We start from the raw sequence: 25,589 nt of genomic DNA, 5'->3' as shown, positions 1-25,589 counted from the left end.
ATCGGTTTTTCGATTACATTTGGACCGCGCGCCTCCGCAGGGGCGAATGTAATCGGTTTTTCGAATGTATGCTGTTTTCCGCATACATTCGGCCCACATGGCTGCGTCGAGCCTAATGTATGCTGTTTTCCGCATACATTCGGCCCACATGGCTGCGTCGAGCCTAATGTATGCTGTTTTCCGCATACATTCGGCCCACATGGCTGCGTCGAGCCTAATGTATACTGTTTTCCGCATCCAGCAAAAGCAAAGGGCCACCCGCTGCCGGATGGCCCATAATATTACTTAATACAAATGACAGGCCACCTGATGGCCCGAATCCAGCTCCCGCAGCACGGGCGCTTCCGACTTGCAGCGGTCCATCGCATGCGGACAGCGGGGGTGGAAGGCACAACCCGTGGGCGGTGTCTCCGGGTTCGGAACATCCCCGGTCAGGACGATGCGCTGCTTCTTCAAGCCCGGATCCGGCACCGGAACGGCAGACATCAGCGCCTGCGTATACGGATGCAGCGGCTTCGCGAAGAGTGCCTTTGTCGGCGCCAGCTCGACAACCCGTCCCAGGTACATGACGGCCACCCGGTCGCTGATGAACTTCACAACCGACAGGTCATGCGAAATGAACATATAAGTAAGGCCGTATTGCTCCTGCAGATCCTGCATCAGATTCAGCACCTGGGCCTGGATCGAGACATCCAGTGCCGACACCGGCTCATCACAGACAATGAACTTCGGATTCAGCGCAAGCGCGCGGGCAATCCCGATCCGCTGCCGCTGGCCGCCGGAGAATTCATGGGGAAAACGATGGGCCTGATAGGGGGACAGGCCCACCACCTCCATCAGTTGCTCGACCCTGCCTCGCAGCTCGCCGGCGGGAGCCGAGCCGTCGGTACGGAGCGGTTCCTCCAGAATGCGCTGGACAGTCCAGCGGGGGTCGAGCGAAGCATAAGGGTCCTGGAACACCATTTGCATATCGGTACGGAACTTGCGGAGCTGCTCCGTATTCAGGCTGCGCACATCGGTGCCGGCGAACATAATCTCGCCTTCTGTCGGCTCAATCAGCCGCAGAATGGCCCGTCCGGTGGTCGACTTCCCGCAGCCGGATTCTCCGACCACCGCCAGCGTCTCTCCCTGCTCAACGGATAAGGTAATGCCGTCAACGGCTTTGACCGCACCGACCTGCTTGGAGAAGAAGCCTTTGCGGATCGGATAATGCTTCTTCAGATTGCGTACTTCCAGTAATGTGGTCATAGAACCCCCTCCTGCTGCAGGATACAGCGGCATGTATGACCCGGCTGCACTTCAAGCAGCTCCGGGAGCTGCTCCCGGCAGCGGTCCACCGCTACAGGACAACGCGGCGCGAACCGGCAGCCGGGCGGCAGGCTGGCCGGATTCGGCACCTGGCCCGGAATCGAGCTGAGGCGGTCCTCATCCCCCGCCAGCTGGGGCAGGGAAGCCAGCAGCCCTTGCGTATACGGATGCAGCGGCTGGCTGTACAGGGTAGCCACGTCCGTCTCCTCGACAATCTGACCCGCGTACATGATAACGACCCGGTCACACATCTCGGCAACGACTCCCAGATCATGCGTGATCATCAGGATCGACATGCCCTCATTCTTTTGCAGATCCCGCATCAGATCAAGGATCTGGGCCTGAATGGTCACATCCAGCGCTGTCGTGGGCTCATCGGCTATGAGCAATTGTGGATTACAGACCATCGCCATGGCAATCATCACCCGCTGCCGCATCCCGCCGGAGAGCTGATGGGCATACTGCTGGGCAATCTTCTCCGGGCGGGGAATCCCCACCTTGCGCAGCATCTCCACCGCCCGGGCATCCGCCTCCTTCTTGCTTAGCTTCAAATGATACCGGGCAGATTCGGAGATCTGGCGCCCGATCTTGAACACCGGATTCAGCGAGGTCATCGGCTCCTGAAAAATCATCGCAATCCGGTTCCCCCGGATGCTCCGTACCTCTTTTACCGACATCTCCAGCATATCCTTACCTTCAAAGCGGATGTGGCCGGAAGCAATCCGGCTGATCCGCTTAGGCAGCAGCTGCATGATGGAGAGTGAGGTGATGCTTTTGCCGCAGCCGGATTCTCCGACAATGCCCAGCGTCTCTCCCTTGCGCACTGACAGACTGATACCGTCCACCGCACGGATTGTGCCCGCCGCTGTCTGGAACTCGGTGCATAGCCCTGATACCTCCAGCAGTTCTGTCATGATTGCATCTCCCCCCCAAAAAACTCCCCACAAAGTGATGTTTTGCTTCGATGATTACTCAGGTACTTTGCGGGGGCCCCAACTAATTATTCCTCATCTTATTCCTCTTCTTATTGCTCTTCTTCCACTCCCAGATATTTAAGCGCCGTCAAGGCATACACCTTCGCACATTGGATAATCTGCCAGACGGGCGCCTTTTCGTTGAAATTATGAATGGTTGACAGCTCAGCCGGGCCGTATTGCAGCACCGGAATATTATGAGTACGGAAATGGCGCGCATCGCTGGAGGCCCATTGCAGCACGCCGTAGGCTTCTTCCCCGCTCACCTCACAGATACTCTCCACCAGATCCTTGACCACCGGCTCCTCACTCGGGGTCCAGTTCGCATTGCCCTGGAAGCCGAAGCCCTTGACCTCGGATTCAATGCCGGCTTCTAGCAGCAGGGAGCGGGCACGGTCCAGCACATCCCGGTAGTCTACCCCGAACGGTACACGGGAATCGACCTGAATCGTGCAGCGGTCTGCCACTACGTTCACCTTGGTTCCGCCCTGAATCGTTCCGATGTTGACCGTCACATGGTCGAATACCTGATAGGCAAGGGAATCTCTTTCTTCGCTGCCCTTCACATACTCCTGCGAGATGCGGATAATCTCCCGGACTTCCTCAGGCACCTCGACCTTAATGTCCCACAGGCGCTGTAAGGCTTCAATCCCTTTGGCGGCCTTCACAATGGCGCTGTCTCCAACCACTGGCGACAGGCTGCCGTGACCCGGTGTGCCTTCGACGGTGAATTCGAACCAGCAGCTGCCCTTTTGCCCGATGGTCGGGTTCAGCGGGCCGGAAGGCTCGGCAATCACCGCAGCGGTTCCGGTAATCAGGCCGCGCTCCAGCACCCAGGGAACTCCGAGATGACCGCCCGTTTCTTCATCGGGCACGATCAGAAGGGACAGATCCCCTTGCAGCGGGACGCCCAGCTTCGACAGCAGTGCAGTGACGTAGATTAACCCGGCCAGCCCCGCTTTCATATCCGAAGCGCCTCTGCCCAGCAGATAGCCGTCCACAATATCGCCGCAGAAGGGATCAAAGTCCCAGCGCGAACGGTCCCCGGCCGGAACGACATCGGTATGTCCGCAGTAGATCAGCTTTTTGCCGGTGCGCTCCTCTGCTCCTGCGCCCAGGGTGGACACCAGATTGAACATGGTTTCAGTCGCCGGATAGATCGAAGTATCGATCCCGGCTTCCTTCAGATAACTAATAATATAAGCGCTGATCTCCCGCGAATCTCCCGGCGGATTCTCCGAAGGGAATCGGATCAGCTCAGAGCACAGCGCAAGCAGCTCCTCCTGCCCGGCATCAATGGCCTCCAGTACCTTGCTTTTCCAGTCCGTCATGGGTTACGAATTCTCCTTTGTGCTCCCCTCTCCGGGGACCGCTTGAATTTGTGACAAGAAGAGGGACGAAGCCCAGGGCTTGTCCGCTCTCTTTTAGCCAAACCTGCTTATTCTGTAATCGACAGCGGATAGAAACGGATCACTTCATCCGGGTAGAAGGCGTAGCCGCTGATCTTGTTGCTCATACCGACAATGCGGTTATATTCGTAGAGATACGCCCAAGGTGCTTCTGTCGTGATGATCTCCTGAGCCTGCTTGTAGAGCTCTGTACGCTTCGCCGTATCTGTCTCCAGGTTCGCCTGCTCCCACAGCTTGTCTACTTCAGCATTCTGGTAGTTGATATAGTTGGAAGAGCCCTTGCCGTACAGCAGGAAGCCAAGATGGTAGCCAGGATCATTGACGAATGAAGTCCATTTAGAGATATAAGAGGTCAGATTATTGGTCTTCTGCTGCTCTAGGAACTGGGCACGGGCCAGCTTGTTGATCTTCATGTTGACTCCGATTTTGGCCAACTCAGCCTGGATCAGGACTGCATCATCTTCCCAGTCATCGAAGCCGGAGCCCAGCGTGAAGTCGAAGTCAAAGCCTTTCTCGTAGCCTGCTTCCTTCAGCAGCGCCTTAGCCTTGTCCAGGTTGTACTCATACACATAGCCTGCATCAGTGAAGCCTGGGGTGTTGCTCGCTACCGCACTCTTCATCTGCTTGGCCTGGCCGTACATGACCCCGCTCAGCAGCTGATCGTAAGGAATCGCATAGTTGATCGCCTGACGGACTTTTACATTATCGAACGGCTTGATCTTGTTGTTCATGGCGAAGAACAGAATCCGGTTACTCGCATTGGAAGCGACCGTCAGCGCCGAATTGCTCTCCAGCGTGGATACATCCTTCGGAGGAATCTCAATCGCCATGTCTACATCGCCCTTACCCAGCAGCAGCACGCGGTTCGAGGCTTCCTTGGTGAACTTCAGAGTTACCTTGCCGAGGCTTGGCGCACCCTGCCAGTAGCTATCATTAGCGGTGAATACAGCTTCAGTAGCCGGGTCCCACTTCGTAAGCTTGAACGGGCCGGAACCGGCGGCATTCGTCTTCAGGTAATCTGCACCCTGTGCTTCTACCGTCTTCTGGTCCACGATGGAGAAGGTGTACATCGCCAGAATCTGCAGGAAGTTATGGTTGGCATTCGTCAGGGTCACTTCAACGGTCGAAGGATCTTTTACTGTCACCGTCTTGATGGAGGCCATGCCGTAGAGGAAGCTGCCAGAGCTAGACTTCGCCACACGTTCAAAAGAATACGCCACCGCCTCGGCATCCACCGGATTGCCGCTCTGGAAGCTCACGCCGGATTTCAGCTTGAACGTATACACCGTGTTGTCAGCATTCACTTCCCAGCTCTCTGCGAGCATGGGCTTGATATCTTCGGTATTGGCGATGCTGGCGCCATTCTCGGTCTTGATGCCGTAGGTGACCAGCTGATCATAAGCGGCCAGCACAAGCGTATCGGAGGTCAGATCGTTGGCTTCCGCCGGGTCGAGCGTGGTGCCGCCCTCGGAATAGGCTACCGTCAGGTTCTTTTTGACCGGCGCTGCGGTTGCTGCCGTATCTGTTCCTGCCGAAGTGGCAGCAGGGGTCTGCGGATTGGCACTGCTGGCGCAGCCGGCAAGCATGATTGAAAAAGCGACGAGTGTGGACAACAGTTTAACTTTTTTCATCGGTAATTCCTCCCTTTTCTATATCCTGCCTGCAAAACAACTACTTGTGCTGCTGATGATTGTCTGCCACCCTACGTTCCAGCTGACATTAATCTATCTATCTTTATCGGGGATGGGGCAGCCTTGGGGGATTCCCTGCTACGCCTCATTTCCCCGAACGCAACCGCGGGTCTAGCACATCCCGGAAGCCGTCTCCGAGTAAGTTGAAGCCTAAGATGGAAGTAGCAATGCCGAGGCCTGGAAAAGTAACCAGCCACCACTGCCCGGAAATGATATATTCCCGGCCTTCGGAGATCATCGCGCCCCATTCGGCAACCGGGGGTCTGACCCCCAGCCCCAGGAAGCTGAGACTGGACGCGGTCAGGATGGCGAAGCCCATCCCGAGCGTAGCCTGTACCATTAGCGGAGCCAAGGCATTCGGCAGAATGTGGCGGTACAGAATGACTCTATCTTTCACTCCAATGGCCCTGCTGGCTTCGATATACTCCTTCTCCCGCAGCGAGACCGTCTGGCCGAACATCAGCCGGGCGAATTCGGGAATGCCGACAATGCCGACAGCGATCATTGCGCTGCTGAGTCCGGCGCCGATCGAGGCGGCAATCGCCATTGACAAGACCAGAGACGGGAAGGACAGCAATACATCCATGACCCGCATGATGATGGTTCCGGTCCGGCCGCCATAGTAAGCGGCAATCCCGCCCAGCGGCATCCCGATCAGGAAGGAGATCGAGACCGCGATCAGGCCGGTCCAGATGCTGATCCGCGCGCCGTACAGCACCCGGCTGAGAATATCCCGGCCGAAGTTGTCGGTTCCGAACCAGTGACTACCGGAGGGCGGCTGCAGCTTGTTCGCCATGTCCGTGACGAACGGATCATGCGGAGCCAGCCAGGGGGCGAAGATGGCTACCATAGTCCAGATCAGGATGAAGGTCAGCCCTATGGCCGCCAGGCGGTTGTGCAGCAGCAGAGATAATAGGGTCCGGGGCTTAGCCTGTGCGGGCTTCGCCGGGCTGCCCTGTGCTGAATGTGCTGCAGTGCTCACAAGCAATCTCCTCCTCTCACACAAGCTGTTCTATTCATAGCGGATTCTCGGATCAATGAACCCGTAGATCAGGTCGACCGCCAGGTTAATTCCGCAGTAGAGCACGGCACTGACCAGGGTGAACGCCTGGATCGGCGCGTAATCCGCCGCCAGGATGGAGTCGGTGACATAGCCGCCGATTCCCGGCCAGGAGAAGATGGTCTCCGTGATGACCGCGCCGCCCATCAGGAAGCCGAACTGGAGTCCGAGCACCGTTAGCGTAGGGATCAGCGCATTGACCAGCGCGTGCTTGTAGATGACGGCCGATTCCCGCAGCCCCTTGGCCCGGGCGGTGCGGACGAAGTCCTGATCGACCACCTCCAGCATGCTGGAGCGGGTCATCCGGGCGATGATCGCCATCGTGCCGGTACTGAGGCAGATGGCCGGAAGCAGCAGATGCGCGAGACTGCTTTTGAGTGCGGCGGTATCTGCGGAGAGCAGACTGTCCAGTACGTACAGCCCGGTGATATGCACCGGCGGGTTGAGATCCCCGCTGATCCGGCCCATCGGCGCCGGTGCCCAGCCCAGAATGGAGTAGAAGATATAGATGAACATCAATCCGAGCCAGAAGATTGGCACACAAGCACCTATCAGGGAGAACACGCGGGAGATATGATCCAGAATCGACTCCTTGCGAGTCGCGGCGATAATGCCTACCGGAATGGCGATTAGAACGGCAATCAGGATGCTGGCCAGGGTCAGCTCAATCGTAGCCGGGAAGCGTGAGGCCAGATCACTTGCGACCGAATGTCCGGTGTGATAGGCATAGCCGATATCGCCTTGCAGCAGCTGCCCGATGTAAGCGAAGAACTGGATATACAGCGGCTTGTCCAGCCCCATATCCTGGCGGATCTTGTTCACAATCTCCTCTGGAGCCTGCTCTCCGGCCAGCATAATCGCAGGATCGCCCGGCAGCACTCTCGATAGAATGAAGGTGATGACGATAATGCCGAGCAAGGCTGGAATCATCTGCAGAAGTCTTTTTAATGTATAAGCAAACAATGAATCAACCCCCTTACGACTTCGACTGCTGTGCCTCTGTTACGGAATTCTTCTCTCATGTCAGGTAATGCGTGTATGCTTTGTCTTATTAAAGTGTTGAGCTAATTCTACATAGATTTTCACAGTCACTCTACGTCCCGTTCAGCTAAAAAAATGCACAACCGTTTGTCGGTTGTGCACTATCAAGGACCATGAATGTTAGATTTACTCACACAACATTCCAGAAATCTTCCAAAGCGCCCTATTTTTCCTGGAGGTAGTAGTAAATCAGGCATAAATGACAGACGAACTGCTCGCGCGGATCATTCAGATCGAAGCCGGTGATATCCCGAATCCGCTCCAGCCGGTACTTGACGGAGTTACGGTGGATATAGAGGCTGTTCGCCGTCTCAATCAGACTGCCCCGGCACTCCAGATAATGATAGAAGGTCAGCAGCATATTGCTGTCATGCTCCTGGTCGTATTGCAGCAGCTTGCCCAGCTTGCGCTCGAACAGCCGCTCGAATCCCGGACCGCCAAGCCCCTCCAGCAGATGATAGACCTCCATCTCTTCATAGCGGGTGATCCCGCCGGGGCCTTGTCCCAGCCTTCTGGAGATGGACAGCGCTTTGCGCGCCTCGTTATAGCTGGTGTGGATGTCCCACAAATATTCCGAGGTGCCGATACCGCAGCGGTAGCTGCTTAAGCCTTCGTTCTTATCCTGCAGCCAGCCGCCCAGCGTCTTCTCCCACGGCTCCTCTGCGTCACCGCCCGGCGTGAACCTGCGCCCCTCCTGTGTAGGCAGGAACAGCACCGCCCGGCTCGAACGGTACTCTGCGTGCGGCATGACGCCGCGCTTCTTCGCCTCCCGCTCCAGCAGCCGGTTCACTGTATCCTCGCTCGGCGCCGTCTCCCCTTCAATGACGGCCACCTCCCACTTGTGCTCCGGGTTCATCCCAAGCTGGCGGGCCCGCCGCTGGACTTCATGTCTAGACGGCAGCGGCGGGGTCAGCAGCTCATCGATGAAGTTGCCGCGCAGCCGGAATTCCGTATCTTCAGCTACCTTACGGCGCATCAGTTCAAGGGCAAAAACAAGCCGGGCCTGCTCTATGCCCACCTCTTCCATATCATCGAGCCGCTCCTTGTGGACGAGCAGCCGGGCAACCGTCCTGCGGTCCACATGGATGTTCCAGCTCAGCGGTGCGGCGCTCTGCACCCAGTCATAGTCTGCCGGTGAGGATACAATAATCTTCCGCTCCGTATCCACGAGTGCTACCGGAGCCTTCAGGAACTCCGCCACACTGTCGCTGACCGCCTGAATGCCGCTGTTCTCCAGCACCATGGTGGTCAGCGTGCGGTAGACCTCCTCCGCCCGGCGCAGCAGCATTGCCTGCCGCCCCAGCAGCAGCTCCATCACCGGCTGCGTGATATCCGTGTACGGAATCTCGGGCGGGATCTCCACAATCGGCAGACCGCAGGCATTGCTGGCCTCGATGGCTCCCTGTGGGATCTCCTTCAGGAAGCGGGCCGGCTTAATCGCCAGCGCCGCTGCACCCAGATTGTCGAGCGTGTAGATCACCTCGGTCAGCAGCGAAGGATCATGCCGGATCGAATAGGCCGTTGTCAGCAGCATCACCCCTTCGCTGATCCAGCCTTTCAGATCCGGGACCTCCATAATATCCACGAACCGGACCACCCGGTCCAGCCCCTGCTCCCCGCTGATGACCTTCGCTTTCCCTAGCACCGAGAGCTCCATTAGCTCCCGCAGCGTAATTCCTCGTGTATTCACCCTTCCGCCTCCCTCTCCTGTCTTCAGTATTTCATGATTTTTCCTAAAATATGCCACATCTCTGCCGCCAGCCACTTTTTGCGTTCCCGCTAGTTTATCAGAGATTCCCGCCGAGCCACAGGAAAATCATATCCAGTTGGCGATATTTTCGGTGTGAACACGCATTAGGAATAAATTGGAGGGGGGGTGAATACGACGAGAGCGGTTTCAGGGGGAAGGGGTTAGTAGCGCTAGGGACAGAGATAGGGGCGGCAAATGGGAAGAGGGTGAGAGAGGGAGGTAGGGAGGTAGGGAGGTAGGGAGGTAGGGAGGCGGGTCAGAGGGATTTATCCCTTTAATTATGCGCAGCGGGCGCGTTTCGCCGGATTCGGAGGGATTTATCCCTTTGATTACCAGCAGCGGGCGTGTTTCGCCGGATTCAGAGGGATTTATCCCTTTGATTGCAAGCGGCAGATGTATGCAGATATGTTACCTATGGCTAAGTGCTCTAACCAATTTAGTACTCTACACCTTCTGGCTATTTCCCATTCTATAGCGCTGCATCATACTCCCTATGTACCTGACCAACTATAATTCACCTCGTTACTCTCCTCACTAACTGTTCTATTCAGCACAGCAACCACAACGATTCAACAGATCTTTAACTAACTGTTCCCTAATTTGTTTCCCCTCCCATTCACTGAACACATGAAATGCCAAATGTTACTCAAAAGTTACTCTTCCACGCCGCCCCACTCTCCTCCTTCCCCAAAGCTCTCCCCCGCCAATACTCCCCTCATAGTCAATCTGCCCAATTCAGGGGCACTTGTGCTCCTCATTCGCTCCCATTGCCCGCATACGCCGAATTCAGGTGCACTTCTGCTCCTCCAACCCCCTAACCATAAATAAGCGCCCCCCTGGCCTGAGCCAGGAGGAACGCTTGGAAGAGATCAGCTATTAATTTGCCACACATTGATTTTCACGCATTATTTGCCGCACATCGCCTACACACTTAGTCTGCCCCACACTTAGAGCAACAGCGAGTTTCAGCAAATTGCGAAACCGTCCAACACAAGGCCAACTACGAGCGACGCACATCTCCCGCAGCAGAAGCTCCTGCACCAGAGGCTGATGCAGCGGCAGCCGCACCGAGGCAGAGAATCGGATCGAACGCGCGGATGCCCAGCCGTTCTTCCAGCTCCGACGCCAGCCCGATGGTGGCGAAGCCGGTGCACGCCAGCACCAGGACTTCGGCGCCGCGCTCCACGAGCCGGGCGGCACCGGCCATCGCACCAGCCCGTCCGGCAGGCGTGCCCAGATCCAGCGTAGTTGTTACGCCGTCGGGGCGATCCATGCCGATGTAGGCATCGCCGAGAATGCTGCGGATGTGCGGCGGCACCTCTTCCAGAATCGTCAGCACGCCCACCCGGTTGCTGTACGCCATAGCCATATGAGCTGCGCAGGAGCCTGCTCCCAGCACAGGAACATTCACCACTGCCCTGGCTTCTGCCAAGGCCGGATCAGCAGCACAGCTGATGCCGATTGCCGTGCAACCCTGCTGCTCCAGCTCCTGGGCAAGCGTGATAATCTTCGGAATGGATTCCGCCTCTGTCTGCGCATCATACACACCCTGAGGCTGATCCGGGATACAGCGGCTTATCACCGGCAGACCGTACCGCCGCTCAATTAGAGCCCCATGTAACTGAATTGCAGAGTTCTCCTGCAATGTAATAACACGTATGATTCCAAGCATCCTGTCTCCTCCTCATCCGCTCTGATTTAGATGCTGCAAAAACATAACCAGCCACCCTATTTCAGCCGTAAACAGCAATAGCAACCGGAAATCCAAAGGTTCACTACAGCAGCGATTGCACCACCCGTCCAAATCTGTGATGCAGCCTGCTCAATCTTGCGTTCAGCAGGTTCCATTCCGCTTACAGCAATTCCCCAGCCTGCATAATCAGCTTATCATCAATATACACATCCGGCTTCATGACTACAGCATCAATATGTACGCCAGCCGCCACAACTCCGCCGAATGTATTATTGCTGCCAAAAGCCACATGGATCGTCCCGTATACCTTCTCATCCTCCAGCACCACACCAGTAATCCGGGCCTTGTTGTTGGTCCCGATGCCGAATTCGCCGAGCAGCCGGCCATCGCCATTGCCAAGCATGTCCAGCAGCTTGCCGCCATGCTCCCCATCTGCATGGATCAGCCGTCCATCTTCCACTGTCAGCACCATCGGGCCGTCCAAGGCACCGATCCCTGCAACTGAACCATCCACCTTAATCTGGCCGCTGGCTGTGCCTTCCAGCGGCGCAATATAAGCTTCACCGGAGGGCAGGTTGCCTGATTCTCCCGGATTAAGATATAATCCGGTGCTGAGAATACCATCCCGGCCGTCAATAGAGAAACTAAGAACCAGACCTTCCTTCTCTACACGCACCCGGCTGCCCGCAGACAACAGCGCAGCAACCTGCTCAGTCAGTGCCTTCACCTGCCCATAATCCGCAGTGATCGCCCCGTTGCTGAACATATCATCGGTGATTCCCGGCATGGTCGCTACCCGGGTTCCCGCTGCGGCTGCCTGCTTGCGCGCCGCTGTATGTGTCATCGAATGGGTTGTGATGCATACGGCTACATCCGCCTTAGCCATAGCTTCGGCAACCGGAGCCGGAGGTTCTTCCCCCGATCTGCTCCGCGGCTGCATGACCAGCAGCATCGATTCCGCTCCCAGCCGCTTGCCTGCCTCATAGACCGACTCAGCCAGATCACGCTTATCATCATCAGCTACTACGGCCAGCAGTTCTCCGCTGGCAACCCCGAGACAATCCTTAAGAACGTTCATACTAATTGCTATTCTTGCTTCACTCATCTTCATTTCCTCCCGAATTACACCATTTCTGCTATTAGCTTGCCCATCAGGGCATTGGACAGCACGGCAGGCACTCCTGCGGAGGCTGCCCACTGTCTATGCTGCTCCACATATCCCATACAGTCAAGCACTATCACATCCGCATGATCCCGCAGACGCTCTGCTGCGGCACGAAAATCCGCTTCCGTCCCCGTATAAGGTGAAGCCGCTGTGAACGGCAGCCGTGCTCCGGCTCCTGCGAATTTCTCAATCATTGCGCCCTCCTGCTCGGGCAAAGGGCCAATCAATCCCAGACGGCGCCCGTCCAGCATCGCCTGCACGACCGGTGGAATAATCCGGTCCGGCTCAATCAGATGGGCAGCAGATGTATGCAGCCCCGGAAAAACTCCCGTGCAAGCCAGCAGGATCGTCCGAATCCCAGCAGCTTCCATAGCATCAATCTTCCCTTGCAGAACGGTCTGTATCCGCTCCCGGGAGATTACCGCAGCAGACCCGTCTGTCATACGGGTGGTCAGCACATACTCCCCCGGGGCCGGACTGTAATATTCCTTAACCTGTTCAGCCGTGAAGCCGTCCAAGACCCCGGATTGTACCAGTCCCGCCTTGCATTCAAGATATTTCTCAATGATAGGCGCGACATCCTGCCTGGGCGCTTGCCCAATTGTAATCAGCCCGATATTCTTCATCCTTATCCCTCCAGACGCTATTGGTTACAGCAGCCACGCTGTGCTAACCTGTGCTAACAGAGCAGGCGCTGAAGAAAGCTCAGCGCCTGACTGTACATGTACATCTGTTATCCTGTTAGTGAGAGGTGACTGCAGGTTTACCAAGTGTCTGCAGCACGTTCATGGAGCCGTACAGCTCAGTGATTTTGGCAAACTCCGCTTTGTTGTAGAAAGAGCATGTCCCCTGTGTTACTTCCTTGGCCGTCTCGATGGCGAACCGCACCGCCTGGGCAATATCCACCTCATGACTGGCACCAGTACCGCAGCCCGGAACCATAGACTGGGCAGTAATCGCGAGGCCCACCACCGGAGCAGAGGTAGCCACCGCAGGCTGAAGAATGGAATTGATATGATACAGCCCGTTGCCGTAAGGGGTAATATCCTGAGTCGTCACCGGAAAAGTAACCGGATATTGCCCTGTCGTCATCTCCTTGATCCGCAGCAAATCCTCGCTGACCCGCAGAATATAGCCTTCCTTGACCGTCGGCGAGATGGCAATCCCTTTGTGATTAACCACACGGTTGCCTTTGGTCGTATCAATCGATAGAACCGCTTCCATCTCCGGCAGCACTTCATGCTCATTCATCTGCAGAATATCCACAGGAGAATCCATGAAATCCACCGGCTCGTGCGGCAGGGTCGGAGCATCCGGGCAAATATGAGTGGTCACCAGCACATCCCCCAGCAGCACATCCCCTTTGGCCTGCATGTCTGCCAGCTTCAGCGCAGAAGCAATCGCTGCTACCGCTCCATCTGCATCTGAGACCAGGCCAATCCGGCTCGGGCGTGCCCCGATACCACCCAGTCTGCCGACAATACCGAACGTTGGGGCAGATCCGCCGCCAAACTTTCCTTCGCTGCCCGGGATCGTAATTTTGACGAATTCTGTGCTGCCCTTTTCCCCGTCCACCTTCTGAATCTCAACCTTAACCGCAGGATATTCTGCAAATAACTGCTTGACCTGCTTACCATTAACATAAGCGCTGTCCAGTGCGTTCAAGACTGTAATCGTTTGATGAAGTGCCATTCTAATTCCTCCCCGGATGCATGCTCATGTTTGTCATGTTTGAATTTATACTATCCCATCTTCCAAAATGTCCACAATGTACCGCCCTGCCAAACTGGAACAGCATTTCTTGTCCTTTGCAGATAAACCTTACGCGCGGAGTACACTCTTACAGCTTAATGCCATATAAATAAAGGTGAATTCTCCCAAGCAGCGAATTGTAACAGGGTAATGATGCATATTTTCAGACAGGAGGTGCTTCATAGGGTGAAGCCTGCACATCAGATTAACACGGACAAGCTGGCCCAAATCATCAGTGAAGAGGCTCGGCTGAGAGCGTTCTCAGGGGTCGCACAAGTGGCGGAACGGGAGCAAGTCCTTGCAGCCGCAGCTTTTGGATTGGCTAATATGGGGGACGTACGGCTCAATCAGATCCATACCCGCTTCGCCATCGCTTCCGGCAGCAAGCTATTTACCGCCATTGCCGTCTGTCAGCTCGCAGAGCAGGGACTATTTTCTTATGACGATAAAATACTGGACATCCTGCCGAAGCAGGAATTCCCATTGTTCGACCCAGTGGTCACGGTGCATCAGCTATTGACTCACAGCTCAGGCATACCGGATTATTTCGATGAAGAGGAGATGGAGGATTTCGCGGAACTGTGGAAGGATACCCCGATGTACATGCTGAGGCGGCCCGGAGATTTCCTCCCTCTGTTCGCCAGGCTTCCTATGAAATTCGCCCCAGGCGGGCGTTTTCACTATAACAATGCAGGATATATCATGCTTGCTCTGCTTGTAGAAGCCGTTAGCGGACAGCCGTTCACGGAATATGTAGAACAGCATATTTTTCGCACTTGCGGGATGAAGGATTCCGGTTATTTCGCGCTAGATGCGCTTCCGGCCAACACTGCTCAGGGATACATCGACAGCGCCAACGGGAAAAAGACCAGCAACATCTACTCCATTCCGGTGGTCGGGGGCGGGGACGGAGGGGCATTTGTTACGGCGGCGGATATGCATAAGCTGTGGAGCGGCTTGCTTGAACACAAGCTGTTGCAGGCAGAGACCACGGCTCTATTGCTGACACCGCATATGCATGAGCAGAAGGATAGCTATTACGGTTATGGCGTGTGGATACAGATCGGCCGCAGCGAAAAGATCCTGAAGTACCATATCATGGGCTACGATCCCGGGATCAGCTTCCATTCCGCCTACTATCCCGAACGTGGCCTAACGATTACTGCACTCTGCAACAAGAGCAACGGGGCTTACGCGATGATGTCTGTTATGGAGGACTATCTGCCGGTGGGGTAGCGGTATTTTCCCGTTTAGCAGGTAAGGAGCAAGATTTAACTATCCTCAGATGCACTTATAGCCTTAGCTCAATTTCTGGGCTAAGGCTCTTTACTTTTAATCTGCTGAATGGTGTAGATTAGGGTGTGAACGTAATAATATTCAGATTTCGATTGATAACTGTTACTGAGGTTATATTGGTATCCGTGGTAACAATTGCACGAACTTGATAGGTTACAGAAGCTGTAGCCGGAGCTGTATCAACATAAGTGTCCGCAATAGGAAAACGTTGAGTTCCCGACGCATTTCCGCTACGGTTAAGGGTTCTTGTAGAAATCAATGTAGCACCGCGGTAGATTCGCAGCTCAGCAACAATTGACCAGTTGGAAGATGTAACAGCTTCCACCGATATAGCATAATCAATTTTCAGCTGCTGGGAGAGGACTTCAGCCTGATTCACCGTAACGGCAACGACTTCTGTATTCAGTGGCGGATAGACTGCTATCGAACCAGGTGTATTGGAAAATGCCAGAGTAGGCGCACCTGTGGCTCCGGTTGCTCCAGTTGTTCCTGTGACCCCGGTTGCTCCTGTTGCTCCTGTTGTACCTGTGATCCCCGTTGCCCCGGTGGTTCCTGTAGTCCCCGTTGTACCTGTGACACCTGTTGTCCCGGTGGTTCCCGTCACTCCTGTTGCCCCGGTTGTCCCCGTTATCCCGGTTGCTCCCGTCACTCCGGTCACTCCTGTTGCTCCGGTTGTTCCCGTAACTCCAGTGACTCCTGTTGTTCCCGTTACACCAGTAGCTCCGGTCTCTCCCGTTGCTCCTGTAACTCCAGTTGCCCCCGTAGTCCCCGTTGTTCCTGTGACCCCTGTTGCCCCAGTGGCTCCCGTGGCTCCGGTTGCACCTGTTATTCCTGTCGTACCCGTAATCCCGGTCTCGCCTGTTACTCCCGTAACTCCTGTTCCCCCGGTTCCTCCCGTTATTCCTGTAACCCCGGTTGCACCGGTTCCTCCCGTTATTCCCGTCGTTCCTGTGCCCCCTGTCGCCCCGGTTGTTCCCGTAGCTCCTGTCGCTCCTGTTGTCCCTGTCATACCCGTGATTCCGGTCTCGCCCGTTGCTCCCGTAACTCCAGTTGCCCCGGTGGCTCCCGTTGTTCCTGTTGTTCCCGTGGTCCCGGTCTCGCCCGTTGTTCCCGTAACTCCTGTTGCCCCAGTGGCTCCCGTATTCCCCGTTGTTCCTGTGATCCCTGTTGTCCCTGTCGTACCCGTAATCCCGGTCTCGCCTGTTACTCCCGTAACTCCTGTTCCTCCGGTTCCTCCCGTTATTCCTGTAACCCCGGTTGCACCGGTTCCTCCCGTTATTCCCGTCGTTCCTGTGACCCCTGTTGCCCCGGTCTCGCCTGTTACTCCCGTGACTCCAGTTACCCCGGTGGTTCCCGTAATCCCCGTTGCACCTGTGACCCCTGTCGCCCCGGTTGTTCCCGTAGCTCCTGTCGCTCCTGTTGTCCCTGTCATACCCGTGATTCCGGTCTCGCCCGTGGCTCCCGTAACTCCAGTTGCCCCGGTGGCTCCCGTTGTTCCTGTTGTTCCCGTGGTCCCTGTTGTCCCTGTCGTACCCGTGGTCCCAGTCTCGCCCGTGGCACCTGTGCCCCCTGTCGCCCCGGTTGTTCCCGTAGCTCCTGTCGCTCCTGTTGTCCCTGTCGTACCCGAGGTCCCAGTCTCGCCCGTTGTTCCCGTAACTCCTGTTGCCCCAGTGGCTCCCGTATTCCCCGTTGTTCCTGTGATCCCAGTTGTCCCTGTCGTACCCGTGGTCCCAGTCTCGCCCGTGGCACCTGTGTCCCCTGTCGCCCCGGTTGTTCCCGTAGCTCCTGTCGCTCCTGTTGTCCCTGTCATACCCGTGATTCCGGTCTCGCCCGTTGCTCCCGTAACTCCTGTTGCCCCGGTTGTTCCCGTAATCCCCGTTGCACCTGTGCCCCCTGTAGCACCCGTGGTCCCGTTCTCGCCCGTTGCTCCTGTTGCCCCAGTAGCTCCCGTATTCCCCGTTGTTCCTGTGACCCCTGTTGTCCCAGTTGACCCCGTGGCTCCCGTCGTACCCGTGGTCCCAGTCTCACCTGTTGCTCCCGTGACTCCAGTGATACCGGTTGCCCCTGTTGCACCCGTGGTACCCGTAACTCCAGTTAGCCCAATTAGCCCAGTGACTCCAGTCGCTCCGATTGTTCCCGTATTCCCCGTTGCTCCGGTTGCTCTCGTTACCCCGGTTACCCCGGTAGCTCCAGTTACTCCCGTAACTCCAGTTGCCCCGGTTCCTCCTGCTACACCCGTAACTCCAGTTACACCAGTCGCTCCCGTAGCCCCTGTAGCACCAACTGCTCCAGTTGAGCCTAATAATTCTGCAGAGACTAAACGATGAGGTGTGGTTAACTGTCCTGTACTTCCTTTGCCCCATACAGAAATATCTGTATGATCTACTGCTCCGCCAGTGACTGTAAATACAAACTCAAAGGAATTAAGATTACTATAATAATTCTTCGACAACACCGTACCCGGCAGAATCTCATCCTGGCTCAAGACAAATAATGCTCTGGTTCCACTGAGATTGTACCCCTGAGTTAAGACTACAACGCTTTGAGTGGCACTTTCATTCACGATGATTACAGTTGTTGATACCGTGGGTCTTGAGCCGCTAACAGCATTATTCTCAATAGGCCCCGTATTCCATACCGCCATTATCCGCCCTCCTACTCTAGATACTAGCTGCTCAATTCCTCTAGAATCTATCTCTTCCTTTCTATATGAATCCGCTAATAAAATAGTATGTGGTCTATCATATTCATAACAAACTCAACTGCGTATGCTGTTGACCCCAATAATCAGTTGGTTAGCCGGATTGTTACAAAAATAAAACAAGCCGTACGCCAGCAATCTGCTGATTCGTACGGCTTGTTTATATTAATGCAGTTTTCCAGAGTGTACTCCGTTCCGGCTAGTAACGCGTTACCCCATCCTTGGTCACCAGCGCAAAAACCAGCGGCTGCGGCGGAACCGGCTGGGCGGAGATGCGATAAGCCTCAAGGACCTTGGCTTCGGCTTCCTGCACCTTGCTCTCGCTGGCATCGTTCACGTGCAGCACAGCCAGCGTATCGCCTGCGGCCACGGCGTCGCCGACCTTCAGCGAGAGCTGAATGCCGACCGCCAGATCGATCACGGACTCCTTCGTCTCGCGTCCGGCACCAAGCAGCATCGCGGCCACCCCAATCTCTTCAGCCTGGATGCTCTCCACATAGCCTGCGGCCGCAGCCTTGACTTCGATGAATCTGCGGGCAGCGGGCAAGGTGTCAGGAGAATCAATCTGCGAAGCATCGCCGCCCTGAGCCGACACCATCTGCTTGAACTTATTCAGCGCACTGCCGTCCTTGATATGGGACAGCAGCATGGAGCGTGCTTCTTCTTCATCCTTCGCCTTGCCGCCAAGTACGAGCATCTGGCTGCCCAGGATCAGGCAGACCTCCTGCAGATCCTTCGGCCCGTGGCCGTTCAAGGTCTCGATGCCCTCCTTGATCTCCAGAGCATTGCCGATGCCGAAGCCCAGCGGCTGATCCATGTCGCTGATGACCGCTACCGTGTTGCGGCCAAGGTGAGTGCCGATATCTACCATCGCCTGGGCGAGTGCAATGGAATCGTCAAGCGTCTTCATGAACGCCCCGCTGCCGGTCTTCACATCCAGCACGATGGCGTCCGCACCTGCGGCAATCTTCTTGCTCATAACGGAGCTGGCGATCAGCGGAATGGATTCCACTGTGGCCGTTACATCACGCAGAGCGTACAGCTTCTTGTCTGCCGGCGTGATGTTGCCGGATTGGCCGATCACAGCTGCGCCGATCTCGCCCACCTGGGCGAAAAACCGTTCCCGGTCCATCTCCACCGAGAAGCCTGTAATCGACTCCAGCTTATCCAGTGTGCCTCCGGTGTGGCCCAGGCCGCGCCCGGACATTTTGGCTACCGGAACTCCGGCCGCTGCGACCAGCGGTGCAAGCACAACCGTCGTCTTGTCGCCCACGCCTCCGGTAGAATGCTTGTCCACCTTGATACCTGCAATCGGGCTAAGGTCTACCTGGTCGCCGGACATCGCCATCTCCAGGGTCAGGTCGCCGGTCTCCCGCGCGTTCATTCCGCGGAAATACACAGCCATTGCCCAAGCGGAAATCTGATAATCCGGGATCTCTCCCTTGCTGTAGCCCTGAATAAGGAACGCTATTTCTTCGCGGCTGAGTTCACCGCCGTCTCTCTTTTTCTGAATGAGATCAACGGCACGCATCAGACCTGTACCTCACGGACGAAGGCACGCACCAGTCCAATGAATTTAGGCTTGGTCAGGTTCGCCACTTTTACCACCTGCTCATGGGTGAGCGGCTCCAGCTCATCGCCGATAGCCATGTCTGTGATACAGGTAATGCCGAGCACGCGCAGCTTGCTGTGGCTGGCTACGATAACCTCCGGCACAGTGGACATACCCACGGCATCGCCGCCGAGATAAGCCAGCATTTTCAGCTCAGCCGGGGTCTCATAAGTCGGGCCGCTGATGCCGGCATATACGCCTTCCTGCAGAACAAGCGCTTCACCGTCCACACCTGTAACTCCGCCTGCAAGCTTTTTCGCAAGCTGAATATATTCAGGGTCATAAGCACTGGACATATCAGGGAATCTTACGCCGAGCTCCGGATCATTTGGTCCGATCAGCGGATTGTCGCCGGTCATATTGAGGTGGTCGGTAATCAGCATCAGGTCGCCTGCCTTGAACGCTCTGTTCATTCCGCCGCCAGCGTTGGTAATGACAAGGGTGCCGATGCCCAGCTTAGCCATTACATAGACCGGAAGAACTACCTTGCGCATCTCATAACCTTCATAGTAGTGAAAACGGCCCTGCATAATCATAACATCCTTGCCTTCCAGCTTACCGATTACGAACCGTCCGGCATGACCTTCCACCGTTGAATGGGGGAAATGCGGAATTTCTTCATATGGCAGGTAGACGGCATCTTCAATCTGATCGCCCAGGTCGCCAAGACCTGAACCCAGAATAAGGCCGATAGCCGGTGTATAACCGCCGAATTTGGACTGAATATAAGCAGCTGCTTCATTCACTTGAGTGCCGTATGGGACTGTTGTTGGTGTTGTCATAGGTTGATCCTCCCGGATATGAGTTGTGTATAGAATAACGCGTATGTGAAGCAGTACCTACATTTTGGGAATAAAAGCAAGCACAAGCTTCAGGAACTGCTCGCGCACACGTTCAGCGGTCTCCATCACCTCTGCATGATTCAGCGGCTGCGGCAGAATACCGGCGGCCATGTTGGTGATACAGGAAATGCCCAGCACTTCAATCCCGGCATGACGGGCAACGATGGTCTCAGATACAGTCGACATACCTACGGCATCTGCTCCCTGGCGGCGCAGCATGACGATCTCGGCAGGGGTCTCATAGTTCGGTCCGAGCAGACCGGCGTATACGCCTTCCTTGAACTCGAAGTTCAGAGCTGCGGCAGCTTCCTTGGCAGCGGCAATCAGACGCGGGCTGTACGCCGAGGACATATCCGGGAACCGTACGCCCAGCGCATTATCATTCGGTCCGCTCAGCGGGTTGCGTCCGGTCAGGTTCAGATGGTCCGTGATCAGCATGAGATCGCCCGGTGTGTATTCAGTGTTAACGCCACCGGCAGCGTTGGTGACCAGCAGGCTGGTTACGCCCAGCTCCTTCATCACCCGTACCGGGAAGGCTGTAACCTCCGGGCCGTAGCCTTCATACATGTGGAAGCGGCCCTTCATCATGACCACGCGGCGGCCTTCGATCATGCCGATCAGCAGCTCGCCTTCATGTCCTTCTACCGTGGACACCGGGAAATGAGGAATCTCATGATAAGGAATAACAACTTCATCTGTGATCAGATCGGCCAGAACGCCGAGGCCGGAGCCCAGGATCAGCCCGATTTCGGGGGCGACGGTGCATTTATCTTTGATATATACGGCTGCTTCTTGAATTTTGCTTGAGGTTACGGTGGTCATGGGTTACACTCCTTCTTTTTTTAAAAATCCAGTTCGATCTGTGGTGTGATTACTGCAATTCAGACAGGAAGCTTGTCCCGTACTGCGGAGCCTTCGCCCCGAAGTTATCGGCGATTGTGGCGGCCACATCCGAGAAGGTCTGGCGGATGCCGAGGCTGCCGGGAGTCTTGAATCTCGGGCTGTAGACCAGGAGCGGCACGTACTCGCGCGTGTGGTCCGTTCCGGCATGGATCGGGTCGTTCCCGTGATCTGCGGAGATGATCAGGAGATCATCCTCACCGAGCGTACTGAGCAGCTCAGGCAGCGCCTGATCGAATACCTCCAGCGCACGGCCGTAGCCTTCCGGATCACGGCGGTGGCCGTAGAGGGAATCGAAGTCCACCAGATTAGTGAACAGGAATCCGTCAAATGGCTTGCGCAGCTCGTCGATGGTAATCTGGATGCCGTGTTCATTGCTTTTGGTCGGGTAGGAAGCTGTCACTCCTTCGCCGGTAAAAATATCATTGATCTTGCCGACAGCAATCACATCCTTGCCGATATCCTCCAGAGCGTTCATCACCGTAGGCTCCGGCGGCTTCACCGCATAATCATGGCGGTTCGGCGTACGTACGAAGTTCCCCGGCTCGCCTACATAAGGGCGGGCGATCACGCGGCCTACGGAGAACTCGGGAGCCATCGTCAGCTCACGGGCGATTTTACAGGCGCTGTACAGCTCCTCCAGAGGGATAATATCTTCGTGCGCTGCAAGCTGGAACACGCTGTCCGCCGAGGTATAGACAATCCATGCCCCCGTCTTCATCTGCTCCTCGCCGTATTCCACGAGAATCTCGGTGCCGGAAGCTGGCTTGTTGCCGATAACCTTGCGTCCGGTAGCCGCTTCGAATTTCTCGATCAGCTCCGCCGGGAAGCCGTCAAAGTAGGTGTTAAAAGGAACCTCGATCTTCAGCCCCATCAGTTCCCAGTGGCCGGTCATTGTGTCCTTGCCTACAGATACCTCCTGCATTTTACCGTAGTAGCCTGTAGGAGCCGTTACCGGTTCAAGCGGCGGCAGCGGCGCAATATTCGCCAGCCCGAGCTGCTGCAGATTCGGAAGCTTAAGACCCGGAACCCGCTGCAGAATATGTCCGAGCGTATGGGAGCCTGTATCTCCGAAATTAGCGGCATCCGGCGCTTCACCGATACCTACACTGTCCAGAACAATAAATCCGATGCGTTTAAATGAGGACATTGCCGTCTTCACTCCTTTTATAGTTTGCATAATTCTGCCCTGTGCGCTAAGCATGAAGAAACTCCGGGAGAACCTCTCCCGGGAGCGATTTCTTCAGTATGATTCCATCATAACTTTCTTACTCACAAAAAGCATCTTTTAGGCCCAATCCAAGTCCATCTGCCCGTTATTTCTAAGGTCCCTCATCCCTGTAGAGCGGGCTATTTCGCCCGGGGATGATGATTCTCGTAGACCTCCTTCATATTCTTGCGGGCAATTCCGCTGTAAATCTGAGTGGTCGATATATCGGAATGGCCCAGCATCTGCTGCACAGAACGCAGGTCCGCCCCGCCTTCCAGCAGATGCGCAGCGAAGGAGTGGCGCAGGGTATGCGGCGTGATGTCCTGCTCAATCTGAGCTTCACGCGCGTATTTTTTGATAATTTTCCAAAAGCCCTGACGGGTCAGCCGTCCGCCCAGACTGTTCAGGAACAGCGCAGGCTCGTCCTGATTGACGCGCAGCAGCTTGTCCCGCATCCCCGAGGTATAACGGGCAACGCAGTCCGCAGCAATCACGCCGATCGGGACTACACGCTCCTTACCGGAAGCGCCGCTGCAGCGAGCGAACCGCAAGGAGGTGTTCACATCGTCCACATTCAGTGAGATCAGCTCCGTCACACGGATACCCGTCGCATAGAGCAGCTCCAGCATAGCCTTATCGCGCATCCCCTGGGGAGCAGCTTCGTCCGGAGCCGCCAGCAGACGTTCGATCTCCTCAATGCTAAGAATCATCGGCGGCTTCTGGCTCGGCTTGATGGCTTCCATATCCAGCGTAGGATCTTGGACAATCAGCCGTTCCTTCAGCAAATAATGAAAATAAGCACGCAGCGATACCGTATTCCGGTTCACAGTGGCCGCTGCCTTCCCTGCTCCGCGCAGGGCGCCCAAATAAAGCATAATATGTGTTCTTCTAATCTCTTCCGCCGCGTCCAGGCCGCGCTCTTCCGCGAACTCCAGAAACTGCGATATATCCCGTCCATAGGATTCCAGCGTACTAGGAGACAATCCTTTGTCCCCGGACAAATACTGCATAAACGGCTGTAAGTATGACTTCATCAATTCACGCTCCTGTCAGACTCAGGCTGCTTCATGCAGCTTCACAGCGGATGGGGTCCAGCAGCCGGAACAGCGTTGTTCCATGACATGCTATAGATTGATTCGACATACTTCTCCCTTAATCCTGCAATCCGTGCCGTTACTCCCCGTACCAGTAAAATAGGCGCAGGCGATCCCCCGCACTTATCCCCTGTTCCCCATACTGGACATCCTGAAATGCCCGGACGGCGGTGCCTTCCGGAATCTCAGCATTGCGGGCCGGACTGATCCAAGCGCTAACCCAGCTCAAAACATAATACAGCACACAGCTTACCGCCACAAGCATCGTCATGAAATACAGCCGGCGCACCGTGCGGGGCAGAGAAATAATCATCCAGGCAGCCTCCTCAAAATGATACTAGCGTCTGCGTCAGCCTCCTGTATAACACGTATACAGTGCACATGCTCCCCTTCTGCTGCCTGAGTATGCGCGCGGCCGGACGGCGAGTAAAAGATAGCGGGCAAAAGGGTTGTGAGCAGAAGGAATGTGAGCAGAACTCGTCCTTCACTTTATGCGCCGGAGAGTAGTATTATGTATGTGGAGTAATATTCGGCTCCCTGGCCGCTCTCAATGAGACGGCTCTGCCGAGATCAGGTGTACTTTTACACCTTATTCCCCCTGTCTGGTACACGTTTGCCAACATCAGGTGCACTAATGCTCTTCATTTCCCCATTTAGCCGACTTTGGCTGAATTCAGGTGCACTTATGCTCTTAATTACTCTCTTACAGCTACCAGTCCAGCCTATGTTCAGCCGAATCCAAAGGGATTTATCCCCTTCATTCCCTCATCCAGCCCACTTTCAGCAAAATCAAAGGGATTTATCCCCTTCATTCCCTCATCCAGCCCACTTCCAGCGAATTCAAAGGGATTTTGCTGTTAGTGTTAACCGTGGACACCCGTTAAGAGAATAGAGATAATGAGTTTAACGAGGAGGTGTCCGCATGAGTGGAACACGGAGAAGCTACAATGAAGAATACAAAAGACAGGCCGTAAAGTACATCCAGGAGCAGACGAAAACGGTGGCGGAATTGGCCCTGGAGCTGGATGTCCCCGCCAAAACGTTGCATAAATGGCTAGGTCAGTACCGGCAGTTTGAGAATGAGCCCATCATTACTCCAGACAAATACAGAGAGCTGGAACGTCAACTGAAGGAGCGGGAGCAAGAACTCGCAGACCTGACAGAGGAGATGGCTATCCTAAAAAAAGCCGTGCACATCTTCAGCAATCCAAAGAACTGAGATTTCGGTTTATTGAAGATCATCGCTCCGAGTTCCGCGTGGAGAAGATGTGCAGTGTCTTTCAGGTGTCCCGGAGCGGGTATTACAAATGGAGAACAGCGAAGCCCAGCCCTCAAGCCACTCGTAAAGCCTTGTTGCTAAAGCGGATTGCCTATCATTTTCACGACTCTAAGGGTCGCTATGGCAGCCCCAAAATCAAGGTTCTCCTAGTGCGTGAAGGGCACCAGGTCAGTGAACGCACGGTAGGCAAGTACATGAAAGAACTGGGGCTGCGCTCTTGTGTCGCAAAGAGATTTCGCGTATGCACCACCGACTCCAACCATCCGCTACCCATTGCCCCCAACTTGTTAAACCAGCAATTTCACACGGAAAAGCCGAACCAGACGTGGGTAGCGGATATCACCTACATTCCCTGCCGGGAAGGACGAATGTACTTGGCGAGCGTGCTGGACCTGTGTACCCGGGAGATTGTCGGCTGGCGGCTTAGCGACCGGATGACCACTGACCTCGTACAGGGCGCTCTGGACGCTGCCTACCAGGCCAAACGCCCCGGAAAGGGCTTGATTCACCATTCGGATCGAGGCTCCCAGTACGCCTCTGCAGACTACCGGGAACGCCTAAAGACGTACCAGATGACCGCAAGCATGAGCCGCAAAGGAAACTGTTATGATAACGCCTGTATCGAATCTTTTCACAGCCTCTTAAAAAAAGAGTTGGTGTACTGGAATCGATTTAAAACGAAGCAACAGGCGTATGATGCCATTTTCCAGTACATTGAATTTTTCTACAACCGTAAACGAATCCATGGGGCACTGGGGTACGTTTCTCCGGTTCAGTTTGCAGCCACATTTAAGCGAAAAACGTTGTAGGTT

The 25,589-nt window shown here is 55.5% G+C and carries 21 protein-coding genes; 3 read left to right on the top strand and 18 right to left on the bottom strand.

Translation table 11 applies throughout. From position 1 onward, the window contains the following. Positions 1-285 precede the first annotated feature (285 nt). The 11 genes from NSU18_RS30980 to NSU18_RS30930 form a co-directional block, all read right to left on the bottom strand. Positions 286-1,248: an ABC transporter ATP-binding protein gene (locus tag NSU18_RS30980; RefSeq protein WP_341150886.1), complete on the bottom strand. Its 963-nt coding sequence runs from the start codon at positions 1,246-1,248 to the stop codon at positions 286-288. Further along, the gene (locus NSU18_RS30975; protein ID WP_341150885.1) at positions 1,245-2,222 is read right to left on the bottom strand and encodes an ABC transporter ATP-binding protein; all 978 of its coding nucleotides are present in this window, start codon (positions 2,220-2,222) and stop codon (positions 1,245-1,247) included. Before NSU18_RS30975 ends, NSU18_RS30980 begins: the two co-directional genes overlap by 4 nt. A 110-nt stretch (positions 2,223-2,332) precedes the next feature. Continuing rightward, positions 2,333-3,613, bottom strand: coding sequence for a M20 family metallopeptidase (locus NSU18_RS30970; RefSeq protein WP_341150884.1), 1,281 nt, complete (start codon positions 3,611-3,613; stop codon positions 2,333-2,335). Between the two features lie 107 nt (positions 3,614-3,720). Then, positions 3,721-5,322, bottom strand: a complete 1,602-nt coding sequence (locus tag NSU18_RS30965; protein WP_341018203.1) for an ABC transporter substrate-binding protein — start codon at positions 5,320-5,322, stop codon at positions 3,721-3,723. Positions 5,323-5,467: 145 nt separating this feature from the next. Next, entirely contained in the window at positions 5,468-6,364 is an 897-nt protein-coding gene (locus tag NSU18_RS30960) for an ABC transporter permease (RefSeq protein ID WP_445321834.1), read from the bottom strand. 30 nt (positions 6,365-6,394) lie between these two features. Beyond that, on the bottom strand, positions 6,395-7,405 hold the full coding sequence (locus tag NSU18_RS30955) for an ABC transporter permease (protein ID WP_341018202.1): 1,011 nt from the start codon (positions 7,403-7,405) through the stop codon (positions 6,395-6,397). Between the two features lie 241 nt (positions 7,406-7,646). Next, a complete protein-coding gene (locus NSU18_RS30950) occupies positions 7,647-9,173 on the bottom strand; it encodes a PucR family transcriptional regulator (protein ID WP_341150883.1) in 1,527 nt (508 codons plus the stop codon). A gap of 1,060 nt (positions 9,174-10,233) precedes the next feature. Further along, positions 10,234-10,905: an aspartate/glutamate racemase family protein gene (locus NSU18_RS30945; protein ID WP_341150882.1), complete on the bottom strand. Its 672-nt coding sequence runs from the start codon at positions 10,903-10,905 to the stop codon at positions 10,234-10,236. Between the two features lie 181 nt (positions 10,906-11,086). Further along, positions 11,087-12,031, bottom strand: a complete 945-nt coding sequence (locus NSU18_RS30940) for an aminopeptidase (RefSeq protein WP_341150881.1) — start codon at positions 12,029-12,031, stop codon at positions 11,087-11,089. Positions 12,032-12,048: 17 nt separating this feature from the next. Further along, positions 12,049-12,717 (bottom strand): AroM family protein, encoded by a 669-nt coding sequence (locus tag NSU18_RS30935; protein ID WP_341150880.1) that lies wholly within the window; start codon positions 12,715-12,717, stop codon positions 12,049-12,051. A 115-nt stretch (positions 12,718-12,832) separates the two neighbouring features. Beyond that, positions 12,833-13,783, bottom strand: a complete 951-nt coding sequence (locus tag NSU18_RS30930; RefSeq protein ID WP_341150879.1) for a DUF1177 domain-containing protein — start codon at positions 13,781-13,783, stop codon at positions 12,833-12,835. A gap of 246 nt (positions 13,784-14,029) precedes the next feature. Between NSU18_RS30930 and NSU18_RS30925 the strand changes: the two genes are divergently transcribed. Beyond that, on the top strand, positions 14,030-15,079 hold the full coding sequence (locus NSU18_RS30925) for a serine hydrolase domain-containing protein (protein ID WP_341150878.1): 1,050 nt from the start codon (positions 14,030-14,032) through the stop codon (positions 15,077-15,079). Positions 15,080-15,197: 118 nt separating this feature from the next. On the opposite strand, the gene NSU18_RS30920 is transcribed toward NSU18_RS30925, so the two are convergent. The 7 genes from NSU18_RS30920 to NSU18_RS30890 form a co-directional block, all read right to left on the bottom strand. Further along, the gene (locus NSU18_RS30920; RefSeq protein ID WP_341150877.1) at positions 15,198-17,783 is read right to left on the bottom strand and encodes a hypothetical protein; all 2,586 of its coding nucleotides are present in this window, start codon (positions 17,781-17,783) and stop codon (positions 15,198-15,200) included. Between the two features lie 256 nt (positions 17,784-18,039). Then, a complete protein-coding gene (locus NSU18_RS30915) occupies positions 18,040-19,371 on the bottom strand; it encodes a pyrimidine-nucleoside phosphorylase (RefSeq protein WP_341018193.1) in 1,332 nt (443 codons plus the stop codon). Beyond that, the gene (locus tag NSU18_RS30910; RefSeq protein WP_341150876.1) at positions 19,371-20,234 is read right to left on the bottom strand and encodes a purine-nucleoside phosphorylase; all 864 of its coding nucleotides are present in this window, start codon (positions 20,232-20,234) and stop codon (positions 19,371-19,373) included. Before NSU18_RS30910 ends, NSU18_RS30915 begins: the two co-directional genes overlap by 1 nt. A 57-nt stretch (positions 20,235-20,291) precedes the next feature. Continuing rightward, a complete protein-coding gene (locus NSU18_RS30905) occupies positions 20,292-21,116 on the bottom strand; it encodes a purine-nucleoside phosphorylase (RefSeq protein WP_209984262.1) in 825 nt (274 codons plus the stop codon). A 49-nt stretch (positions 21,117-21,165) separates the two neighbouring features. Then, complete coding sequence (gene deoB, locus NSU18_RS30900) at positions 21,166-22,344, bottom strand: phosphopentomutase (RefSeq protein WP_341150875.1); 1,179 nt, start codon at positions 22,342-22,344, stop codon at positions 21,166-21,168. A gap of 200 nt (positions 22,345-22,544) precedes the next feature. Beyond that, positions 22,545-23,438, bottom strand: coding sequence for a site-specific tyrosine recombinase XerD (gene xerD, locus NSU18_RS30895; protein ID WP_341018187.1), 894 nt, complete (start codon positions 23,436-23,438; stop codon positions 22,545-22,547). A 139-nt stretch (positions 23,439-23,577) separates the two neighbouring features. Further along, positions 23,578-23,811: a DUF4227 family protein gene (locus NSU18_RS30890; protein WP_341018185.1), complete on the bottom strand. Its 234-nt coding sequence runs from the start codon at positions 23,809-23,811 to the stop codon at positions 23,578-23,580. A gap of 609 nt (positions 23,812-24,420) precedes the next feature. On the opposite strand from NSU18_RS30890, the gene NSU18_RS30885 reads away from it, so the two are divergent. Together NSU18_RS30885 and NSU18_RS30880 are read left to right on the top strand one after the other, a co-directional pair. Continuing rightward, on the top strand, positions 24,421-24,717 hold the full coding sequence (locus tag NSU18_RS30885) for a transposase (RefSeq protein ID WP_341016938.1): 297 nt from the start codon (positions 24,421-24,423) through the stop codon (positions 24,715-24,717). Continuing rightward, the gene (locus NSU18_RS30880; protein ID WP_341151061.1) at positions 24,603-25,586 is read left to right on the top strand and encodes an IS3 family transposase; all 984 of its coding nucleotides are present in this window, start codon (positions 24,603-24,605) and stop codon (positions 25,584-25,586) included. Before NSU18_RS30885 ends, NSU18_RS30880 begins: the two co-directional genes overlap by 115 nt. Positions 25,587-25,589 lie beyond the last annotated feature (3 nt).

Origin of the sequence: Paenibacillus sp. FSL H8-0048, assembly GCF_038002825.1 — a bacterium.
In the GTDB taxonomy this organism is placed as follows: domain Bacteria; phylum Bacillota; class Bacilli; order Paenibacillales; family Paenibacillaceae; genus Paenibacillus_AQ.
The sequence above is the reverse complement of the archived record's forward strand: the minus strand, read 5'-3'. Positions and strand labels throughout refer to the sequence as shown.